Source organism: Nesterenkonia aerolata (assembly GCF_031470965.1).
GTDB classification, from domain to species: domain Bacteria; phylum Actinomycetota; class Actinomycetes; order Actinomycetales; family Micrococcaceae; genus Nesterenkonia; species Nesterenkonia aerolata.
Window position 1 is genome coordinate 50,927 of the sequence record NZ_JAVKGR010000006.1, and the last position, 21,213, is coordinate 72,139.

Here is a 21,213-nt window from a genome sequence, read left to right on the forward strand (position 1 = left end):
GAGTCCATGTCCTCCCCCGAAGCGACCCGTCGGGTGACCGTGCGCCCGGTGCCTAAGCTCGTCCCGTTCCTTGTGGCCGGGATCGTCCTGGCCTTCGTGGTCTCGGCGATCGTGGTCTTCAGCACCGGCCGGTCGGAGGACTATTCGATCGCAGCCTCCATCGGGTACCTGACCTTCGTGCTCTCCCTGCCCGGGGTCACGATCGGCGCCGTGGTGTGGCTGCTGCTGGAGCGCCGCTCCCGCGGACGCGGGCGCGAGGTCACCGCACGCCGGGTGGAGTCCGCCGCACCGCGTGACGACGACGGAGAGGACCGCTGAGAATGGCTGAGCGCAGTCGCCTGTCCCATTCGCTGCTCGATGAGGATCCGGCCCCGCAGGACGAATGCGGGGTCTTCGGTGTGTGGGCCCCGGGCGAGGAGGTCGCCAAGCTCTCCTTCTACGGGCTCTATGCCCTGCAGCACCGCGGTCAGGAGGCCGCCGGCATCGCCACCTCCGACGGCACGCGCATCCAGGTCTATAAGGACGTCGGGCTGGTCTCCCAGGTGTTCAATGAGGCCACGCTGACCACGCTAGGCGGTCATATCTCAGTGGCCCACTGCCGCTATTCGACCACCGGCGGCAACAACTGGGCCAATGCCCAGCCCACTCTCGGAGACACTCCGCACGGCACGGTGGCTCTGGCCCATAACGGGAATCTGACCAATTCCGCGGATCTGCGGGACCGGGTGACCGCGATCCACGGGAGCACCCGGTACGGGGAGATGCGGCAGGGCAATACGACGGACACGGCCCTGGTCACCGCACTGATGCGGGAGCAGGAGGGCGAGGACATCGAGGAGCAGGCGATGAACCTGCTGCCCACGCTGAAGGGCGCGTTCTGCTTCGTGTTCATGTCCGAATCCACCCTCTACGCTGCCCGGGATCCGCAGGGGGTACGCCCGCTGGTGCTGGGCCGGCTGGCCAGCGGTTGGGTGGTCGCCTCCGAGCAGTCGGCCCTGGCCACTGTGGGTGCCACGGTGATCCGGGAGATCGAGCCCGGTGAGCTGATCGCGATTGACTCTTCGGGGATCCGCTCCCGCCGGTTCGCGGAGTCGGCTCCGGCGCGCTGCGTCTTCGAGTACGTCTACCTCTCCCGGCCGGATGCGCACATCAACGGCCGGTCGGTCTACGAGTCGCGGGTGGAGATGGGCCGGCAGCTGGCCCGCGAGGACACTCACGACGCCGACATCGTCATCCCCGTTCCGGAGTCCGGCACACCGGCGGCGGTGGGGTATGCGGAGGCCTCCGGGCTGCCCTTCGCCCAGGGGTTCATCAAGAACTCGTATGTGGGGCGGACGTTCATCCAGCCCTCGCAAACGCTGCGGCAGCTGGGGATCCGGCTGAAGCTCAACGTCCAGGAGCATGTGGTCCGGGGGAAGCGGGTGGTCGTCGTCGATGATTCAATCGTCCGAGGCAATACCCAACGGGCGATTGTGGGCATGCTGCGCGAGGCGGGGGCCCGGGAGATCCATGTGAAGATCTCATCGCCGCCGGTGCAGTGGCCGTGCTTCTACGGGATCGATTTCGCCTCCCGGGCCGAGCTGATCGCCAATGGGGCGACGATGGGTCAGATCGCGCGGTCAGTGGGGGCTGATTCGCTGGCCTATATCTCCGAAGACGGGATGATCGCGGCGACGAAGCAGCCACGTTCCACGCTGTGCACGGCCTGCTTCTCGGGTCAGTATCCGATCGAGCTGCCGGCTGAGGATCGGCGCGGGAAGATGCTGCTGGAGAAGGACCGGCCGGTTGCCGGCGAGAACACCGACGCCGGTGACGGCGCTGCCGCCGAGGAGGCCGCTGTCACCGGTGAGACCGCTGTCACCGGTGAGACCACTGAGAAGACCCTGGCGGAGGCTGAGCGTTGAGCACTGAGAGCGGCGGGCGAACCCCGATCACCTACGCCTCGGCAGGGGTGGACGTCGAAGCGGGAGACCGCGCGGTGGAGCTGATGAAGTCCCACGTCCAGGCCACGCATTCTGCACGGGTCATGGGCGGGTTCGGCTCCTTCGCCGGGCTGTTCGACGCCTCAGAGCTCAAGCGGCTGCCGAAGCCGCTGCTGGCGACCTCCACGGACGGGGTCGGCACGAAGGTCGCCATCGCTCAGGCGATGGACATCCATGACACGATCGGCTTCGACCTGGTGGGGATGGTCGTCGACGACATCGTCGTCGCCGGGGCGAAGCCGCTGTTCATGACCGACTACATCGCCTGCGGGAAGGTGGACCCGGCCCGGATCGCCGGCATCGTCTCCGGTGTCGCCAAGGCGTGCGCCGAGACGGGGACCGCGCTGATCGGCGGCGAGACCGCGGAGCATCCGGGGCTGCTGGGTGAGCGGGAGTATGACGTCGCCGGGGCGGCCACCGGGGTGGTGGATGCTTCCGCGGTGCTCGGCCCAGAGCGGGCGCGGGCGGGCGACGTCGTCATCGGCATGGCGTCGTCGGGCATCCACTCGAACGGGTATTCGCTGGTGCGCCGGGTGGTGTCCGAGGCCGGTTGGAGCTATGACCGTGAGGTCGCCGAGTTCGGCCGCACTCTGGGTGAGGAGCTGCTGGAGCCGACGAAGCTCTACACGGCTCCCTGCCTGCACCTGGTGGAGCAGCTCAACGGTGACCCGGCCTCCGCTGAGATCTCACCGGAGGCTGCAGTGCGCGGTTTCAGCCACGTCACCGGGGGCGGGCTGGCGGCCAATCTGGCCCGTGTGCTGCCGGCCGGGCTGCTGGCCACTGTGGACCGTTCGACCTGGGAGTGGCCGCAGGTGTTCCGCACTGTGGCTGAGCTGGGGCGGGTGCCGCAGGCGGATCTGGAGCGCACGCTGAACCTCGGGGTCGGGATGGTCGCGGTGGTGGCCGCGGATCGTGCCGATGAGGCGGTGCGGCTGCTGCAGGAGTCCGGTGAGAGCGCCTGGGTCATGGGCACCGTGGCCGCGTACCGTGAGGAGGACGTGGCCGGGGCCGGGGAGGACTTCGTCCAGGGTGCCAAGGGCGTCGACGGCGGTGGGGTGCTGCTGACCGGGGCTTACGCGCAGTGACGGCGTCTGGGCCGGGGGCTGGCATGACGGAGGCTGGCATCGCGGAGACTGGTATCGCAGACGCGGTGACGCTGCGATCTGCGCGGGTGGTGCTGCGCCAGCTCGCGCACGCCCATGCCCCGGCCCTGTCTGAGGCGCTGAACGGCGATGATCTGTGGCGCACCTGGTACACGATCGTGCCGGCGCCGGATCGCGTCGAGGAGGAGATCACCCGGCGTCTGGAGCTGCAGGCGGCCGGCTCGATGGCGCCGTGGACGATCTTCGATGCTGTGACCGGGCAGCCGGTGGGGATGACCACCTATATGAACATCGATGCCGGGACACCGCGGGTGGAGATCGGTTCCACCTGGCTGCTGCGCAGCGCCCAGCGCAGCGGGATCAACGCCCACACCAAACGTCTGCTGCTCGGCCGGGCCTTCGAGGACCTCGGCTGCCTGGCCGTCGAGTTCCGCACGCATTTCCACAATCATCAGTCCCGGGCCGCGCTGGCGCGTCTGGGTGCGAAGCAGGACGGGATCCTGCGGCACCATCAGATGTTCGCCGGGGTCCCGCGGGATACGGTGGTCTTCTCGATCATCGACGCCGAGTGGCCGACCGTGCGGCTGAGCTTGGATGAGCGGATCGCCGAGGGCGAGCGCAGGGCCGGGAGCTGACGGGGCCGCGCCGCACCGCCGTCGTCGGCGGACTGGTCAGTAGAATCGGCACCGTGAACACAGCCCAGCCCACGCAGCCGCTGACCATCCGCACCCTGACTGAGTCGGAGCATTCGGCGTTCCTCGCCCAGCATCCGACCGCTTCGTTCCTGCAGAACCCCCGTTGGCCGCAGGTCAAGACCGACTGGCGGGGTGAGTCCGTCGGCGCTTTCGACGGTGACGAGCTGGTCGCCGCCTCCCTGGTGCTCTACCGCCCCCTGCCGGTGAAACTGCCGGTACTGGGATCGAAGTCACTGGCCTACCTGGCCGAAGGCCCTGTCTTCGACGCCGGGCGGATCTCTCTGGAAGCGCTGCTGCCAGCACTGGTGGAGCACCTGAAGTCTCAGGGCGCGTTCCTGATCCGGATGGGTCTGCCCGGTGTGGTGCGCCGCTGGGCTGCGGAGGACGTGCGCCGCGGACTCTCCAAGGGCGAGGAGCTGAGCATGCATGAGCTCACCCCGCTGGAAGAGGACGCGGAGACCCCGGCCGTCCATGCGCAGCTGGAGCAGCTCGGCTGGACCCCGCCGAAGTCTTCGGAGGAGTTCGAGGCCGGGCAGCCGCAGTATCAGGCTCGGATTCCGTTGGTCGACGACGGCGGTAACCCGCTCGACGTCGAGGCCGTATTGGCGCGGATGGACCAGACCTCGCGGCGGCAGACCCGGAAGTCCACCCGTTCGGAACTGACGATCACCGTCGGCACCGAGGAGGACCTGCCCACCTGGCAGAAGCTGTACGAGGAGACCGCCGAGCGCGACGACTTCACCGGCCGGCCGCTCTCCTACTTCCAGCGTATGTACCGCGAGCTCAACGCCGCCGCAGACACCGAATGCACGCTCTACTTCGCCCACCTCGAGGACACTCCCCTGGCTGCGGCGATCTACGTCCGGCAGGGCGGCTTCGCCTGGTACGTCTACGGGGCCTCATCCTCTGAGGAGCGGAAACGCTACGCCCCGCGGGCGCTGCAGCTGCGTCAGATCGAGGACGCCCTGGCCGCAGGCTGCCGCTGGTACGACCTCGGCGGGCTGAGCCCCTCGCTGGACCCGGAATACGAGCTCGCCGGGCTGACGCGGTTCAAGACGACGATGGGCGCCGACGTCGTGCAGACCCATGGCGAATGGGACTACCCGGTGAATAAGCTGCTGACCAAGGGCTTCGAGCTCTACATGTCCCGCCGCTGACCCCTCCCATCCCACCCGCTCCACCGCACGTTTGTCCGGACTCTTTGCGGAATCCTGCCCCAATAGCATCCGGATTCCGCAGAGGATTCGGACAAACGTGTTTGGGTGGGGGTGGGGAACTGTACTATACGTCTGTTACAGTTTCCCGGGTGATGATCGAGACCCCACGACGGCGGCGCGCCACGACAACCCCCGCACGCTCCAGCCCTGCCCAGCTCAGTCCTGCCCAGCGGTGGAGTGTGCTCGCCATCGTCTCCTCCGCGCTGCTGCTGATCACCCTGGACAACACCGTCCTCTACACCGCCCTGCCGCGGCTGACCGAGGAGCTCGAGGCCACCACCTCGCAGTCGTTGTGGATCATCAACGCCTACCCGCTGGTGATCGCCGGCCTGCTGCCGGGTTCCGGCGCACTCGGCGACCGCCTCGGGCACCTGCGGATATTCCAGTACGGGCTTGTCATCTTCGGCCTGGCCTCCCTGCTGGCCGCCTTCTCACCCACCGCCGGCGTGCTCATCGCCGCCCGCGCCGGCCTAGCCGTCGGTGCGGCAGCGATGATGCCGGCCACACTGGCGCTGATCCGCATCAGCTTCCCCATCGAACGCGAGCGCAACGTCGCCATCGCCATCTGGGCGGCGGTGTCTCTGGTGGGGATGGCCGCCGGGCCGATCGTCGGCGGGCTGCTGCTGGAGTTCTTCTGGTGGGGTTCGGTGTTCCTGATCAACGTGCCCATCGTCCTGGCGGCCTCAGTGGCCATCCTGCTTGCCGGCCCGGCCAATGTGGCCGATCCGAGCCGCCGCTGGGACTGGCTCTCCTCTGCCCAGATCATGGCCGGGCTCTCCGCCTCCGTCCTGGCCCTGAAGTCCCTGGCCGAGACAGAGGTCAGCTGGCTGACGGTAGTGGTCTCAGCTGTCATCGCCGCCAGCACTCTGACGCTCTTCACTCGCCGTCAGGCCAGGCTCGCCCGCGGCGAGCACGAGTATCTGGATCAGCCGCTGATCGACTTCACCGTGTTCCGGAACCGGGCATTCAGCGCCGGTGTGATCGCCGCGGGGATCAGCATCTTCGCCATCATGGGCATCCAGCTCGCCGGCACGCAGCGCTACCAGCTCGTCGAAGGGTTCTCCCCGCTGCAGGCGGGCCTGCTGGTCTCGGCCCTGGCCGTGGGCGCCATGCCTCTCTCCCTGCTCGGAGGGGCGGTCCTACACCGTACCGGCTTGTTGGTGCTGATCGGCGGAGGGATCGGGCTGGCCACCCTCGGCGCCGGGATCACCGCCCTCGCCGCAGCACGGGACACGTTCAGCCTGCTGATCATCGGCCTGCTCGTCGTCGGGGCCGGGCTCGGCGCCTCGATGTCGGTGGCCTCCACCGCCATCATGGGCAACGTGCCTCCGCAGCGAGCCGGTATGGCCGCCTCCCTGGAGGAGGTCTCCTATGAGTTCGGCGGGCTGGTCGGCGTCGCAGTGCTGGGCACACTGCTGAACTTCGCCTATCTGCACCTGTTCTCCCCGCCCGCCGGCGCCGGAGACTTCCGCGGTCAGGCACCGGCTGAGGCGCTGCAGAGCACTGACCCGGCGGTGATCGCCGCGGCAGGCGAAGCCTTCGACGGCGCCTTCGTGATCGTGCTGCTGACCGTGACGCTGTTCCTCGCCGCAGCCGCCGCGCTGACTGCGCTGCTGCTGCGCCGCTACACACCCGGCACCGCCTCCCAGGCCTACCCCGACAACCACTGAAGAAGACACCCACCGATGAGAGGGCACCACTGATGCGACAGTCCCGCCGCAGCGAGATCCTCGACGCCGCGCGCTCCATCGTCCAGCGCGACGGCGTGCGCCTGCTGACCTACGAGGCACTCGCGCAGCAGACGGGCCTGACCAAGGGCGGCATCCTCTACCACTTCCCCAGCCGGGATGACCTGGTGCTGAGCCTGCACGCCCACGTGGCACAACAGTGGGAGAACGCCATGGAGCGTGCCGCCGGGGCACCGCGCGAGGACCTCGACGCCACTCAGCGGCTGCGCGCCTATATCCTCGCCTCCTCCGATCCGGACCGGGCTGAGCTGATGCTGCTGCTGGAGTCCGCTGAGGATCCGCGAGCGCGGGAGATCTGGGATGCCGCGTATCACCGCTGGGCACCGGAGCTGCCGGAGTCACTCGCCTCAGAAGCGCGCGCCTCGGAGTCCGAGCTGCTGCCGTTCCTCGCCCGGCTCGCCGCCGACGGGCTCTGGATGTACGGCGCGGCCGTGCCGGGTAGCTTCGACGCTGAGCAGCGTCACCGCCTGGTGCAGGCGATCACCCGGTGGGCAGGCGAGTCTCCAGCTCCTCCAACGCCGCAGTGATCTCGCTGCGCCACCGCCACCGGGCTTTGGTGTCGGCGCGGGAGGGACCACCGTTGATGATGCCGATCGGCTTGGCCGCCCGGTGCATCTGCAGGGCGATACGGAATCCGCTCATCACCGCCATCGAGGAACCCACCACCAGCAGCCCCGAGGCGGCGTCCACGGCCTCCTGGACGGCGGCCTTGCGCTCAGCCGGGACGCCCTCACCGAAGTAGACGACGTCGGGCTTCAGCCGCAGCGAGCCGCAGAGCAGGCAGGGGACCATGTGGAACCGGGCGATCCAGGTGTCGCTGAGTTCTACGTCGCCGTCGGGGTTGACGTTCTCAGCCTCAGCGGCGGCGGCTTCTGCGTAGCCGGGATTCGCCTCTTCCAGGCGCTGATCCACCCCGGTGCGGCTCTCCGCGGTGCCGCAGTCCAAGCAGGTGATGCGGTCGAGGTCGCCATGCAGGGTGATCAGCGGGGCGGAGCCGGCCGCACGGTGGAGCCCGTCAACGTTCTGGGTGATCAGTGTGCTGAGGATCCCCCGGCGCTGCCAGTCAGCCAGCAGCTCATGGGCGCGGTTCGGGGCGGCATGGCGCATGGTCCGCCAGCCGACGAAGCTGCGCGCCCAGTACCTGTGCCTGGCGGCGGCATCATGCTGGAACTCCTGATACGTCATCGGCCGGTGGCGGTGCAGTGACCCCTGCGGTCCGCGGTAGTCGGGGATGCCGGAAGCGGTGGAGACACCGGCGCCGGTCACACACAGGACATCGCCGCTGGTGAGGAGCTCCAGGATGCCGGCCGAGGCCTGATGCGGCGGCTGCGCGGGGGCGGTGTCCTCCACTACGCGGGCGATGGATCGCAGTGCGGCACGGTGCGCGTCAGCAACCGGCGCACTGAACTGGGGTGCGTCGGCGTACCGGGTGGGTTCCTGAGCGGAGCTCGACGGTTGGGCCGAGCTCATCGGTTCAGCGTCCGTAGCGATCGGCGACGTCGTCGTAGTCGCCGTACTCGTCCTCGGAGGACGGGGATTCACCGAAGGAGTCCCCGCGCTTCTGGGCCAGCTCGCGCTCCAGAGCGGACAGGTCGGTATCCGGGGTGAAGTACTTGATCTCCCGGGCCTGCTTCGTAGCTTTCGCCTTCTGACGGCCGCGCCCCATGAGCGAGACCCCCTCTGTCTTCTCCGGTCCTCGCGGCGCCGGGCAGGCTACAACCGCAGGAGCAACTGTTCGATCACGTGTTTCGTGCTCTCTAGGTTAACATGAGTGGCGAGATCGCGTCGCCGATTGCGCCCATGGCGAAGCCGCCTCATCATGATTCCCGCTGCCAGGAGCTGACCACTGTGGACGACCGCCGAGACGAGGGTGCCGAAGGCCCTGACGTCAAAGGCCCGGGTGCCTCACGTGTGGACTCGAGCGCGGAGCTGAGCCGACGCTCCCGCCGAGAGGAGCGGCAGAAGCGCGAAGCCGGCCGTGAGGCGGCTCGTGGCCCGCTGGCCCGCGCCGCACGTCGGATTCCAGTGGTACCAGTGGTGATCGGGGTGCTCGCCGTCGTCGCCATCGCCGTGGTGGCCGTATGGCTGCTGCACGGCGGTGAGGAGGAGTTCACCGGTGAGCGCACGGAGAACCCCGGTGCTGACGGCGTGATCCTCGCCGATGCGCCGCCCAGCCATTGGGAGACGGGGGACTGCCTGGACGGCTTCGACCCGGCGGCTGAGGACACCGGTGCCACCGTGGTGGAGTGCGAGCAGGAGCACAACGCCCAGGTGCTGCACACAGAAGTCCTCGACGACGGCCCCTACCCCGGTGATGACGGCGTCCTGCGGCAGACTCAGGCCGCCTGCGAAGGGGCGGACCTGGTGGATCAGGACGCAGTGGATGAGGCAGAGCACGCGCTGGAGGTGCGGATGTCCCACCCAACACAGAGTTCTTGGGGCGACGGTGACCGGCGGGCCACGTGCACGATCGAACGCGCCGACGGCGGCGACTTCACCGGCTCCTATGTGCTGGACCCGGACGAGGCCGAAGCCGAACGCGAAGAGGAGGCCGCAGAGAACGATGAGGCTTCCGACGGCGAGGCTGAGGATTCACAGTCCACCGACGATGAGAGCACTGATGATGAGACCACCGACGACGAAACCGAGGACTCCTGATGACTGACTTCCTGCCGGAGCTGCGCTGGTCCTCGGCCTCGCTGGGTGAGCTCGGCTCGATCGTGGCGATCCACTCCCCCGATGATGAGACGCTACGCGCCTGCGGCCTGGCCCGCGCCGAGGGGGATGAGCCGGAGGTCGCCGCCATCGGACGGCTGCTCGAGCATCTGATGGAGAACCTGTGGGACGCTGACCCGCAGACCGCCGACCGGGAGATGAATCCCCTGCCCACGGACAGCGGCACCGTCGCCCAGGCCCTGGCCGCCTACGCGGCGGGCGATCCCACCGCCTTCGACAGCATCGCGGTGAGCCAGCCCGGCTCCGAGTACCGGCAGAAGGTGTGGTCCGCGCTGCGCGAGGTACCCGCCGGAGAGACCGTCTCCTACGCTGAGCTCGCGCAGATGGCCGGGCGGCCGCAAGCCCACCGCGCAGCCGCGAGTGCGTGTGCGAACAACCTGGTGGCCTTCGCCGTGCCCTGCCACCGCGTCATCCGCGCCGACGGCTCCCTCGGCGGGTACCTGTACTACGGCACCGAGACCAAGCGGCAGCTGCTGCGCGCCGAGGGCGTCGAGATCTAAGAAGCTCTGCTCACCACTCGTGCGGGCGTGTTCCTGCCGTAGGCCGCGGCCACTATGACGAGGGCGAACGCCAACACCGGATGGCTCAGGACGACGACCAGCGTCAGCAGGCCCAGACCGATGTTCGAGCCCGGGTCCAGCAGGCCCCAGACGAACTGGAAGGCCATCACCGCACCCAGTGCAGCGGACACTCCTGCAAACCACAGGCGACTGAACCGCGACAACCTCGGCAGCTGTGTCAGCACGATGAACACCGTCATCGCGCAGCCGAGCAGCGAGGCCCCCAGGTGAACCGCCAGGACAGCGTCAAAGGAGCCGATCAGACGATAGAGCTGATCAGAGTAGAACAGAGTAGTCGGGACAAGCAGCAACAGAGTCACCGCTACGATGCTTTGCATCATCAGTCTCATGCGGTTCGCCTTTCAACCCCACCACCCGTACGCCATACGCCGACGGCTCCCAAACAACCCCCTCATGGCTTCGAAAGCAATGCCGGAATCACCGGACCCGCGACGCGAACCTACACCCAAAGTTCCGCGCGCGTAGGTCGCTAAGCGGTTCGCCCGAGTTCCTCAGGGACATGACGGATCTGAATCGTCGTCTTCATGCACAAAGCATAGACCCCCTAGACGCTGCATCCACACGAACTCAGAACCCGTCTGGACTCGGCGTGCACTCAGCCCTTCCGGACCACCGTCAGCCCGTGAGTGGGAGCGGCGAGCTCGCCCTCCTCCACACGCGGCTCCTGCCGGTCCACCAGCACAGTATCGCCGTCCTCAACGGACCCCGAGAGCAGCTCCTTGGCCAGCTGATCCCCGATTTCGCGCTGCACCAACCGGCGCAGCGGCCGTGCCCCGAAGGCCGGGTCATACCCGGTGAACGCCAGCCAGTCGCGGGCGGCGTCGGTGACCTCAAGGGTCAGCCGGCGGGCCGCCAGACGGCGCTGCAGCGAGTCGATCTGCAGGTTCACGATCGACCCCAGCTGCTCCATCGACAGCGGATCGAACATGACCGTGTCATCGAGCCGGTTGAGGAACTCAGGCTTGAAGGAGGCGCGCACCGTGTCCATCACGGCTTTCTCCTTCGCCTGCTGGTCCAGGCTCTGGTCCACCAGGAACTGCGAACCCAGGTTCGAGGTGAGGATGAGCACCACATTGCGGAAGTCCACAGTGCGGCCCTGACCGTCGGTGAGCCGGCCGTCGTCGAGCACCTGCAGCAGGATGTCGAAGACCTCCGGGTGGGCCTTCTCCACCTCATCGAGCAACACCACCGAGTAGGGCCGGCGTCGCACTGATTCGGTGAGCTGGCCGCCTTCGTCATAGCCGACGTAGCCGGGAGGCGCCCCGACGAGCCGGGCCACCGAGTGCTTCTCGGAGTATTCGGACATATCGATGCGGATCATCGAGCGCTCATCGTCGAACAGGAACTCGGCCAGGGATTTCGCCAGCTCCGTCTTGCCCACACCGGTGGGGCCGAGGAACAGGAACGAGCCGGTGGGCCGGTCCGGGTCCGCGACGCCGGTGCGGGCACGGCGGACCGCATCGGCGACGGCCGTCACCGCCTTGTCCTGACCGATCAGCCGCGAGCCGATGAGCTCCTCCATCTTCAGCAGCTTCTCGGTCTCACCCTGGAGCATGCGCCCGGCAGGAATGCCCGTCCACGCGGAGATGACCTCGGCGATGCCGTCGGCGTCGACCTCATCGGAGACCATCTTCGCCTCACCGGCTTCGCGCTCAGCGCCCTCTTCCTCCTCGACTTCAGCCAGCTGCTGCTCCACCTGGGGGATCTCCCCGTAGAGCAGCCGGGAAGCCTCGCCGAGATCACCCTCACGCTGGGCCTTCTCCGCGGCCGAGCGCAGCTCGTCGAGCCGGACGCGCAGGTCACCGGCGCGGTTGAGCTCACCCTTCTCCGCCTCCCACCGGGCGGTGAGCTCGGCGAGCTCCTCCTTGGTGTCGGCAAGGTCGGCGCGCAGGGCTTCGAGCCGCTCCTGGGAACCGGCGTCGTCCTCGCCGGAGAGCGCCATCTCCTGCATGGTGAGGCGGTCAACCTGCCGGCGCAGCTCGTCGATCTCCACTGGGGCGGAGTCGATCTCCATGCGCAGCCGGGAGGCGGCCTCATCGATGAGGTCGATGGCCTTGTCCGGCAGCTGACGGTCGGTGATGTAGCGATCGGAGAGCGTGGCGGCGGCGACCAGCGCGCCGTCGGAGATCGCCACCTTGTGGTGGGCCTCGTAGCGCTCCTTGATGCCGCGCAGGATGGCCACGGTGTCCTCCACGGAAGGCTCGCCGACGTAGACCTGCTGGAACCGGCGCTCCAGAGCGGCGTCCGATTCGACGTTCTCGCGGTATTCGTCGAGCGTGGTCGCGCCGATCAGCCGCAGCTCGCCGCGGGCAAGCATGGGCTTGAGCATGTTGCCCGCGTCCATGGAGCCCTCAGAGGCCCCGGCGCCGACGACGGTGTGGATCTCATCGATGAAGGTGATGATCTCCCCGTCGGAGCCCTTGATCTCGTCGAGCACGGACTTCAGCCGCTCCTCGAACTCGCCGCGGTACTTGGCCCCGGCGATCATGGCTCCGAGGTCGAGGGAGATCAGGGTGCGGTTGCGCAGGGATTCGGGGACGTCGCCGGCGACGATGCGCTGGGCGAGACCTTCGACGACGGCAGTCTTGCCGACCCCGGGGTCACCGATGAGCACCGGGTTGTTCTTGGTGCGGCGGGAGAGGACCTGGACCACCCGGCGGACCTCGGAGTCGCGGCCGATGATGGGGTCCAGCTTGCCGGAGCGGGCGACCTCAGTGAGGTCAGTGCCGTACTTCTCCAGCGCCTGGAAGCTGTTCTCCGGGTCCGGGTTGGTGACCTTCTTGTCCCCGCGGATGCCCGGCAGCGCGGTCTTCAGAGCTTCGTGGGAGGCGCCGTTGTCGGCCAGAGCCCGGCCGACGGGACCGTTGTCGGCGGCGAGGCCGAGCAGCAGGTGCTCGGTGGAGATGTAGTCGTCGCCGAACTCATCGGCCTCAGCCTTGGCGGCGCGCAGCACGGCGAGCCCCGCCTGGGAGAACTGCGGGGTGGAGACGGACGAGCCGGAGGTGCTGGGAAGCTGACGCATCAGCGCGGAGGCGCGGGTGGAGACGGCATCGACGTCGGCGCCGGTGGCCTTGAGCAGGGCGACGGCGACGGACTCGCGCTGATCCATGAGCGCCTTGAGCAGGTGTGCGGGTTCGATCTGCGGGTTGCCCGCAGTGTTGGCGTTGGCAGAGGCGGCGGAGACGGCCTCCTGTGATTTGGTGGTGAGCTGAACGTCCATAGGTGAGTGTCCTTCCCAGTGCGGGTGCGTCCTGACCCGGCCTTAAAACTTGAGTCACTCATACTCAACTTTATGCAGTGCCCGTCTATTCCGGTGCAGCGCGCTCCACTCTCCAGTGTCTCCGGAGACACTCCCCCTGGCCACACCCCCCTCCCTTATCGAGTATCCCTGGCTTTGTGAGATATCCCGCCGCATGTTCCACGGGATATCTCACAAACCCAGGGATACTCGATCGTCGGGACGAGGGGTGGGGCGCCCACCGGATAGGAGCACCTGTGTGGTGACAATGCGCTCGACATTACTTTTCCACAGGTCAGGTCACCGCGATGGAGCAGGAGCGTCCGGTGTGGTTACACTCTTCGGCGGTATTGACACGGAACTGACGTGAAGAGACTCGTGACCGAGAAGGGGAGAGGGATGCTCTCTAATGTGGCTGGTATGCACATGACCGCTGATGTACAGGTGCCAGCGGGGCGGCAAACGGTGCCGACACCGTGGCTTCGGAACGCCGCTTCGGTAGCGGCGCTGACTTTGGTACTGGCCGGATGTGGCGGCGAAGCCACCGAGGGAGAGACCGAGCCGTCAGAAGAGGTGACTGCTTCGGATCCTGGTGCGCAGGCAGGAGCCGAAGAGGAACCTGACGATGAAGCCAGCGAGACTAACGACGAGGACAGCAACAGCAGCGACGACGGAGCTGATTCCAACGAGCCTGTTCCGGCATCCTCTGATGGTCCGGCAGAGAACTGGCCCGAGCCGGAGAAGCCCGATGCCATGTTCGAAGAGACCGAAGAGGGCGCTGTGGCGGCGCTGGAATACTGGTGGGAAGCCCGACAGTACGCCCGTGACACTGGTGACGTCACTCCGCTAGAAGACGCCTCAATGGATGAATGCCGTATGTGTGAGCATGAAATTGAGCTAACGGAGCGTGCGTACCAGCAGGGCATCTGGTTCACTCAGCAGCCAGACGACCCTCGGGATGCTCGCGTGGAGATGGTCGACCAAGACATAGCACTCATTCGTTTCGAGTTAGACCCTGGAGCGTTCCAGGGGTTCACAGATGAAGGAATCCAAGAGGATTCGGATGGTGGCAGCTCAGAACCGTGGGAAAGTGATGTAGTTTTCGACGGTGAGTGGAAAATTTTTGAGATGGAAATCATGATTAATCCCGAGGGTGAATCATGATAAATTTTATCCCTCTGCTGACTATTGCATTAACAAGGCAATCTTCCGGGGAAGATGTGCTATCAGAAATTGCCGATAATGCCGTAAGGGTCGAAGTCGAACGTATCGATCCTGGACGCTCTGATTCTTCGGGTAACGAAAACCCGGGCGGCGAGGAAAGCTCGCAAGACCAACGACAAGACCCGGGACTCCCTACTCCGGACTCGAGTTCACCGGGTCGGGATACAGAGCCTGGTCAGCCAGGAGGAGGACCTCCTGCTTCCCCTGGTGAGGAATCCGGTGGGGGTTCCGGCGGGGATTCGGGGTGGAGCATTCCCCCTGAGTATGATCCTGAAGGCGCCTGCCCTGATGGTCAGGTCTACGCGGGAATCGAGCAGTGTGTGCCCGAGACCATGCGACAAGACTGTGAGAACCAACTCAACAGCACCTACTTGCGGACCATGTCCTTGCTCGACGTCGAGGGATTCTGTGAGGGTTTCGGCCGCTACGAGACTGAAGACTACTTGGCCATACGCATCGATGAATCCGGCCCCACCGACACCGGTAACACCGGGCAGCCCCCGGCTCAGCAGCCTGCCCCAGAGGCGCAACAGGTGACCGAAGAGGACATCGCCGTAGAGATCACCACAGGATTCGCGGAACTGGGCATCGAACCAGCCACCGTGGAGTTCCAACCCGATCTGCTCGGGTTTGGATATGTCGATCGCGACACCAATATCTACGCTGAGGTCGATCAGCAGACGGTCACCGAGGAAGTCCTCGGTGAAGACCTCGAGATCCGGGCCACCCCCGTCGAGTACCGGTGGGACTACGGTGACGGGGCCACTGCCACCACTACCGAACCTGGTGGACCCTTACCTGAGGTCACCTCGGCAGGTGAGCCGGTCAATCCCACCGATACCGAGACCGCGACCTCCCACGTCTATACCGAGACCGGCCGGTTCACAGTGACCGTCGAGACCGTCTTCACCGCCGAGTTCCGCTTCCAAGACGACGAAGACGAGGACTGGATCGAGATCGAGGGCACGGCCGTATTGGAGTCCTCACCGGGCGAAGCTGACATCTGGCGAGCCTCGAGCCGGCACGTCTCCGGCGAATGCGAGCACCAGGACCAATGGGGCTGCGACGGACCGGTGGAGCTGGAAGACGGAGATGAACTGCCCGAGATCTTCCGTAACGACCGCCAACCACCCCACACCGAGCCGTAGTCCACGCCACGGAACCTGGAAGCACCACCGCGGCGTGAACGAGCCGAGCAGGACCACGGGAGTCCGATAACGTGATCCCCATGCTCACCCCTGACCTGCGCCACCTGGTTCATGACGCCACCACCTATGCCCGGCAGCACCATGACGACGCCGACCACACCGTCGCCGCGGCACTGCACACCGACTCCGGGCGTACCATCATGGGGCTCAACGCCTACCACTTCCTCGGCGGCCCCTGCGGCGAGATCTCTGCACTGGCACACCACGCCGCAACCTGCCCCGAGGATCCGGTCCGCGCCGTCGTCGCCGTCTACGGCCCCACGAGGCAGGTCATCTCGCCGTGCGGAAAATGCCGTCAGGTGCTCTATGACATCGACCCGCTCATCCGCTGCGTGATCCGCACCCCTGCGGGCCTGGAAACGCGGACTATCAGGGAACTGCTCCCCCACCCCTATGACCAGCGCACCACCGAACAGCCCCAGCACATCTACATGTGGGAAGGGTACGAGGGTGCCATCCGCAGCGGCGCCAAACATCAGACGATCAGAGTCGACGACCCCTTCACACCCGGGCCGGCGCTCTTGGTGTTCGAGAAGGACTCCGGCGAAACGGTCACCATCCCCGCCGAGGTCACCTCAGTGCGGAACACTCGCCGCGACGCGCTGACCAGCAACGACGCCGTCGCCGACGGTTTCGAAGACCTCCCACAGCTGCACTCCGCACTCGACACCCACTACCCGGGACTCGGGCCGGCAGACCCCGTCGACGTCGTGACTTTCCGGCTGACCGAACACCCATGAGCCCACCGCGGGACATGCGCGCCGAGCAGTGGGCGCTGGCCTGGCACCACTACCGATGATCACGACCTCCCTCCCCATCGAGTCCCCGGTTCCAGACGCAATTCGGGCCGATTCGGGCCCGACACGCGGCAGAAATCGGGGACTCGACGGACGGGGCGAGTCAGAGGATCTCGGCAGCTCGGTCAGCAACCACAAGAATGTCCAAGGCACGGCACACGACGACGCCGGAACCAGTGAGCCAGTAATACACCCACGTACCACGGCGCTGCGAGGCGATGAGCCCCGCCTCACGGAGCTTCTTCAGATGGTGGGAGACTGTCGGCTGAGAGACGCCGACGTCGTCGAGATCACAGACGCAGACCTCATCCGTGGCGGCGATGCGCAGGAACACTCGGAGCCGGACCGGATCGGCCAGCGCACGCAACAGCGAGGCGGTGTCCCGAAGAGAGTCCTCCGAGACCTCCGGGAGTCCCGTGCGGACGGGGCTTTCTGTACGGCAACAGCTCTGGTCCATAGATGTCCTCGATTCACTCACCATTTATATTGACGCCTGTCGATACATGCGGCAAGCTCCTGTATAGATACCTGTCTATATAGTCGAGGAGACGAGATGAACCTGGCCCATGACGAGCTCCGAGAGGCGGTCCGGCTCCGCTATGCCGAGGCCGCGCGCACCATGTCCGGTCAGGACGGCCAAGAGCCCGGCTGCTGCAGCCCCGGAAACTCCCAGCCCGCAGCTGAGCTCGCACCCGAAGGGGTCTTCGGCGCCTCGCTCTACCAGGACGCCGACTCCGCCGGGGCCGGCGCAGCCCTCGAAGCCTCCCTGGGCTGCGGGGTGCCCACCGCCGTCGCCGATCTCTGCGCCGGTGAGACTGTGCTCGACCTCGGCTCCGGGGCCGGCGGCGACGTGCTCATCTCGGCCCGCCGCGTGGGGCCGAGCGGACGGGCCATCGGGCTGGACATGACCGACGAGATGCTGCAGGCGGCGCGCCGTCACGCCGAGGAGGCCGGCGTCGACAACGCCGAGTTCCTGCAGGGTTATCTCGAGGACATCCCGTTGCCACAGGCCTGCGTAGACGTCGTCATCTCCAACTGCGTGATCAACCTCGCCGCGGACAAGGACCTCGTCCTGCGTGAGGCCGCCCGAGTGACCCGGCCCGGTGGCCGATTCGCCGTCTCCGACGTCATCGCCTCCGAGGGCATGGATGAAGGCATGGATGAGGCCGCCCGCGACGACCTCGCCGCCCACACCGGCTGCATCGCCGGAGCGCTGACCGAGGCTGAGTACCGGCGAGCGCTGGCTCAGGCCGGATGGCTCGACGTCGAGATCTCCTTCACCCACCAGGTCCACGAGTACGCCCGGGCCGCCATCATCCGCGCGAGACGAGCGGGCAACCCAGAAGCAGACAAAGGACCGAATCGATGAGCATTCACGCTCACACCGATCCGGCCGAGGCGAAGTTCTCCGCCCTGGACCGCATGCTGCCGCTGTGGATCGGCCTGGCGATGGTCTCCGGGCTGCTGCTCGGCCGGTTCGTCCCCGGGCTCGATGAGGCGCTGGCCGCACTCGAGGTGGGCGGCATCTCGGTGCCCATCGCGCTGGGACTGCTGGTGATGATGTACCCGGTGCTCGCGAAGGTGCGCTACGACCGTCTCGGCACCGTCACCGCAGACCGGCGGATCCTGCTGTCCTCCCTGGCGTTGAACTGGCTCCTCGGACCCGCGCTGATGTTCACCCTGGCCTGGATCTTCCTGCCCGATCTTCCGGAGTTCCGCACCGGGCTGATCATCGTCGGGCTGGCACGGTGCATCGCCATGGTCATCATCTGGAACGATCTGGCCTGCGGCGATCGTGAGGCCGCGGCCGTGCTCGTCGCGCTGAACAGCATCTTCCAAGTCATCGCCTTCTCCGGACTCGCCTGGTTCTACCTCGACCTGCTGCCCGGCTGGTTGGGGCTGGACACCCAGGGGCTCGAGGTCTCCACGTGGCACATCTTCCTCTCGGTGGTCGTGTTCCTCGGCGTCCCGCTGGCCGCGGGCTACCTGACCCGGCGGGTCGGCGAGGCCAGAAAAGGCCGCACCTGGTACGAAGAGACGCTGATTCCCAGGCTCGGCCCCTGGGCGCTCTACGGACTGTTGTTCACCGTGGTGCTGCTGTTCGCGCTGCAGGGTGAGAGGATCACCAGTCAGCCCTGGGATGTGGCCCGGATCGCGGTGCCGCTGCTGGTGTACTTCGTGGTGATGTGGGGCCTAGGATTCGCCCTCGGTTGGGCTGTGCGTCTGCCCTACGCACGGACGACGACCCTCGCCTTCACCGCCGCGGGCAACAACTTCGAGCTCGCCATCGCGGTGGCGATCGCCGCCTTCGGGGTGACGTCGGGGCAGGCCTTGGCGGGCGTCGTCGGGCCGCTGATCGAAGTCCCGGTGCTCGTCGGGCTTGTCTACGCGGCACTCTGGCTGCGGAGGCGGTATCCGATGCATCCGATACATCCGATGCGTGATTCCGGCGCCGAGACACAGACCCGTTCCGAACCCTCAGGAGGTCGCAATGTCTGACCAGAGCCCAGCCCGCCCGTCCGTACTGTTCATCTGCGTGAAGAACGGCGGGAAGTCCCAGATGGCGGCCGCGCTGATGCGGGACCAAGCCGGGGCCGACGTCGAGGTCCACTCCGCGGGGACGCACCCGGGTTCGGCGGTGAACGAGCTCTCCCGGCAGGTGATCGAAGAGGTCGGTGCGGAGATGGAGGGTGAATCACCGAAGCCGGTGGAGACTGAGCTTCTGCGCCGTGTGGACCGGGTGGTGGTGCTCGGCGCCGAAGCACAGGTGGACCCGGTGGAGGGCATGCGCGGATCCCTGGAGACCTGGCACACCGATGAGCCCTCTGAGCGTGGCATCGAGGGTGTGGAACGGATGCGGCTGGTGCGCGATGACATCGCTACGCGGGTGGAGGCGCTGCGCCGGGAGCTGCTCGGGGGTTGAACTTCTCCTCCCCGGCATCGAGTCCCCTGTTTCCGGCGCATAATCGGCCCTCAGGGACCCGACACGCGGCAGAAATCGGGGACTCGATGGAGGGGACGGGAGAGGGTCAGTCAGCACCCCGCTGGTAGAGGCACTCCCCGGCCACGAACGTCTGCTCCACGGTCAGCCCCGCCAGCTCCTCCGCGGAGACGGCGAACGGGTCTTCCCCACACACCACGAAATCCGCCCATGCTCCGACGTCGAGTCGGCCCAGAGTATCCTCCTCGAAGGAGGCATAGGCGGCGTCGCAGGTCATCCCCGCCAACGCAGACTCGATGTCCACCCGTTCGGAGCCATCATCGAGGACCTGCCCGGCCGCCGACATCCGGGTCACCGCGGCCGATATCGTGTGCCAGGGATTGGGGTCCGTGATCGGAGCGTCCGAGTTGATCGGCGCGATTATCCCCGCGCGGGTGAAGGAGCGCTGCGGATAGACCCGCGCTACCCGGCCCTCCCCGAGCACCTCCCGATACCGGTCCCCCAGCTCGTGGAGGAACCCGACCGACGACCCAGCCATGATCCCGTGCTCGACCATCAGCTCCAGATGCCGCGACGACGGCAGGGCACAGTGCTCGATGCGGTGCCGCATCCCCTTCGCGTCAGGTATCCGACGGCACACCTCGGTGAGCACCTCGAGGGCGGCCTCCACCGCGCGGTCCCCGATGCCGTGCACTGCCGCGCGCAGCCCGTCCCGCACCGCCCCGGCGACCACATCGACGAGGTCCTGCGGCTCGCAGGTCAGGAATCCGCGCTCACAGGTATCCACATACGGCTCCTCGACGGCGGCGGTGCGTCCACCGACACTGCCGTCGAACATGAACTTCGCGCCCTGAATCCGGAGCATGTCATCTCCGAAGCCAGTGGTGAGTCCCACCTGCCGGGCGGCCTCCAGCGAACCGGAGAACCCGTGGCCGTCGATCGCCCACAGCCAGGGACGCAGCCTGACCCTCAGAGCGCCGTCGCGGCGCTGCCGAGAGAACTCGCGCAGATGCTCACCCTCAGTGGAGAGGTCGTGGGCGGTGGTGATGCCACGAGCCAGTAGCGCCGACTGCGCAGCCTCCACCGCCTCCACCACATCAGCGCGCGTGGGCTCAGGAGGCGCCACAAGGTCCATCGCCCGTTCCTGGAGCAGTCCGGTGAGCTCGCCGTCGGCATCGCGGACCAGCCGACCTCCAGGAGGGTCAAGGGTCTCCCGGCTGACCCCGCAAGCCTCCAACGCCGCCGTATTCACCACGGCCATATGGGCGCACGTGCGCTTCAGCATCACCGGATTCTCCGGTGCCGCCGCGTCCAGATCAGCCCGGGTGGGGGCCTTGCCACCGGTCATCCGGCTCTCATCCCAACCCCAACCGCGGATCCACTCTCCGGGCTCACGCTGCGCAGCCTCAGCAGCGACGGTCTTACGGATCTCTTCGACCGACCCGGTGTCGTCCGGGCGGCAGGAGCAGCCCAACAGGCTCATTCCGAACAGCACGACGTGCATATGCGATTCGATGAATCCGGGCAGCACGCGCCGCCCACCCAGATCATGGACCACCGTTGCGGGCCCGGCGGCAGGGAGCACCTCGGCGTCCTCTCCCCGCAGAACCACCCGACCCTCGCGCACCGCGATGGCCGAGGCGGTGGACCAGCGGAGACCACCCCCTGCTCGGCTGGGAGTAGAGATCCGGCCGGAGTGCAGGATCAGGTCGGGGGCACTCACAAGGTAACGGGAATCCATAT

General features: G+C 67.1%; 21 protein-coding genes. 15 read left to right on the forward strand and 6 right to left on the reverse strand.

What is annotated here, in order from left to right:
- The first annotated feature begins 6 nt into the window (after window positions 1–6).
- The 7 genes from RIL96_RS06790 (at window position 7) to RIL96_RS06820 (ending at window position 7,272) form a co-directional block, all read left to right on the forward strand.
- Window positions 7–318, forward strand: a complete 312-nt coding sequence (locus tag RIL96_RS06790) for a hypothetical protein (protein ID WP_310548256.1) — start codon at window positions 7–9, stop codon at window positions 316–318.
- Between the two features lie 2 nt (window positions 319–320).
- Complete coding sequence (gene purF, locus RIL96_RS06795; protein WP_310548257.1) at window positions 321–1,904, forward strand: amidophosphoribosyltransferase; 1,584 nt, start codon at window positions 321–323, stop codon at window positions 1,902–1,904.
- On the forward strand, window positions 1,901–3,067 hold the full coding sequence (gene purM / locus RIL96_RS06800) for a phosphoribosylformylglycinamidine cyclo-ligase (RefSeq protein WP_310548258.1): 1,167 nt from the start codon (window positions 1,901–1,903) through the stop codon (window positions 3,065–3,067). Before purF ends, purM begins: the two co-directional genes overlap by 4 nt.
- A 65-nt stretch (window positions 3,068–3,132) precedes the next feature.
- Complete coding sequence (locus RIL96_RS06805) at window positions 3,133–3,720, forward strand: GNAT family N-acetyltransferase (RefSeq protein ID WP_310548259.1); 588 nt, start codon at window positions 3,133–3,135, stop codon at window positions 3,718–3,720.
- A gap of 53 nt (window positions 3,721–3,773) precedes the next feature.
- Entirely contained in the window at window positions 3,774–4,937 is a 1,164-nt protein-coding gene (locus tag RIL96_RS06810; RefSeq protein WP_310548260.1) for a lipid II:glycine glycyltransferase FemX, read from the forward strand.
- Between the two features lie 152 nt (window positions 4,938–5,089).
- Window positions 5,090–6,667 (forward strand): MFS transporter, encoded by a 1,578-nt coding sequence (locus RIL96_RS06815; protein WP_310548261.1) that lies wholly within the window; start codon window positions 5,090–5,092, stop codon window positions 6,665–6,667.
- A 32-nt stretch (window positions 6,668–6,699) separates the two neighbouring features.
- Window positions 6,700–7,272 (forward strand): TetR/AcrR family transcriptional regulator, encoded by a 573-nt coding sequence (locus RIL96_RS06820; RefSeq protein ID WP_310548262.1) that lies wholly within the window; start codon window positions 6,700–6,702, stop codon window positions 7,270–7,272.
- On the opposite strand, the gene RIL96_RS06825 is transcribed toward RIL96_RS06820, so the two are convergent.
- Complete coding sequence (locus RIL96_RS06825) at window positions 7,226–8,215, reverse strand: Sir2 family NAD-dependent protein deacetylase (RefSeq protein ID WP_310548263.1); 990 nt, start codon at window positions 8,213–8,215, stop codon at window positions 7,226–7,228. The genes RIL96_RS06820 and RIL96_RS06825 overlap by 47 nt on opposite strands.
- Window positions 8,216–8,219: 4 nt before the next feature.
- Window positions 8,220–8,411, reverse strand: coding sequence for a DUF3073 domain-containing protein (locus RIL96_RS06830; protein WP_310548264.1), 192 nt, complete (start codon window positions 8,409–8,411; stop codon window positions 8,220–8,222).
- A gap of 134 nt (window positions 8,412–8,545) precedes the next feature.
- Between RIL96_RS06830 and RIL96_RS06835 the strand changes: the two genes are divergently transcribed.
- The gene (locus RIL96_RS06835) at window positions 8,546–9,403 is read left to right on the forward strand and encodes a septum formation family protein (RefSeq protein WP_310548265.1); all 858 of its coding nucleotides are present in this window, start codon (window positions 8,546–8,548) and stop codon (window positions 9,401–9,403) included.
- Complete coding sequence (locus RIL96_RS06840; RefSeq protein WP_310548266.1) at window positions 9,403–9,981, forward strand: methylated-DNA--[protein]-cysteine S-methyltransferase; 579 nt, start codon at window positions 9,403–9,405, stop codon at window positions 9,979–9,981. Before RIL96_RS06835 ends, RIL96_RS06840 begins: the two co-directional genes overlap by 1 nt.
- Here the strand turns inward: RIL96_RS06840 and RIL96_RS06845 are convergent.
- Both RIL96_RS06845 and clpB read right to left on the reverse strand, forming a co-directional pair.
- Window positions 9,978–10,382 carry a hypothetical protein gene (locus tag RIL96_RS06845; protein WP_310548267.1) on the reverse strand — a complete coding sequence of 135 codons (405 nt, stop codon included), beginning with the start codon at window positions 10,380–10,382 and terminating at the stop codon, window positions 9,978–9,980. The two genes, RIL96_RS06840 and RIL96_RS06845, sit on opposite strands and share 4 nt — an antisense overlap.
- Window positions 10,383–10,657: 275 nt before the next feature.
- Entirely contained in the window at window positions 10,658–13,282 is a 2,625-nt protein-coding gene (gene clpB, locus RIL96_RS06850; RefSeq protein ID WP_310548268.1) for an ATP-dependent chaperone ClpB, read from the reverse strand.
- Window positions 13,283–13,678: 396 nt separating this feature from the next.
- Between clpB and RIL96_RS06855 the strand changes: the two genes are divergently transcribed.
- From RIL96_RS06855 to RIL96_RS06865, 3 genes are all read left to right on the forward strand, one after another.
- Window positions 13,679–14,464: a DUF6318 family protein gene (locus RIL96_RS06855; RefSeq protein WP_310548269.1), complete on the forward strand. Its 786-nt coding sequence runs from the start codon at window positions 13,679–13,681 to the stop codon at window positions 14,462–14,464.
- Window positions 14,465–14,904: 440 nt separating this feature from the next.
- Complete coding sequence (locus tag RIL96_RS06860) at window positions 14,905–15,672, forward strand: hypothetical protein (RefSeq protein ID WP_310548270.1); 768 nt, start codon at window positions 14,905–14,907, stop codon at window positions 15,670–15,672.
- 80 nt (window positions 15,673–15,752) lie between these two features.
- The gene (locus RIL96_RS06865) at window positions 15,753–16,472 is read left to right on the forward strand and encodes an ASCH domain-containing protein (protein ID WP_310548271.1); all 720 of its coding nucleotides are present in this window, start codon (window positions 15,753–15,755) and stop codon (window positions 16,470–16,472) included.
- Between the two features lie 160 nt (window positions 16,473–16,632).
- Here the strand turns inward: RIL96_RS06865 and RIL96_RS06870 are convergent, their stop codons facing one another.
- Window positions 16,633–16,986: an ArsR/SmtB family transcription factor gene (locus RIL96_RS06870; RefSeq protein ID WP_310548272.1), complete on the reverse strand. Its 354-nt coding sequence runs from the start codon at window positions 16,984–16,986 to the stop codon at window positions 16,633–16,635.
- 96 nt (window positions 16,987–17,082) lie between these two features.
- On the opposite strand from RIL96_RS06870, the gene arsM reads away from it, so the two are divergent.
- The 3 genes from arsM to RIL96_RS06885 are packed head-to-tail and all read left to right on the forward strand — an operon-like array spanning window position 17,083 to window position 19,452.
- Window positions 17,083–17,898, forward strand: coding sequence for an arsenite methyltransferase (gene arsM, locus RIL96_RS06875; protein WP_310548273.1), 816 nt, complete (start codon window positions 17,083–17,085; stop codon window positions 17,896–17,898).
- Window positions 17,895–19,028: an ACR3 family arsenite efflux transporter gene (arsB, locus tag RIL96_RS06880; RefSeq protein ID WP_310548274.1), complete on the forward strand. Its 1,134-nt coding sequence runs from the start codon at window positions 17,895–17,897 to the stop codon at window positions 19,026–19,028. The genes arsM and arsB overlap by 4 nt, the downstream gene beginning before the upstream one ends.
- Window positions 19,021–19,452, forward strand: coding sequence for an arsenate-mycothiol transferase ArsC (locus tag RIL96_RS06885; protein ID WP_310548275.1), 432 nt, complete (start codon window positions 19,021–19,023; stop codon window positions 19,450–19,452). Before arsB ends, RIL96_RS06885 begins: the two co-directional genes overlap by 8 nt.
- A gap of 106 nt (window positions 19,453–19,558) precedes the next feature.
- Here RIL96_RS06885 and RIL96_RS06890 read toward each other — a convergent pair whose 3' ends face one another.
- Window positions 19,559–21,193: an amidohydrolase gene (locus RIL96_RS06890; protein WP_310548276.1), complete on the reverse strand. Its 1,635-nt coding sequence runs from the start codon at window positions 21,191–21,193 to the stop codon at window positions 19,559–19,561.
- Between the last annotated feature and the right edge of the window lie 20 nt (window positions 21,194–21,213).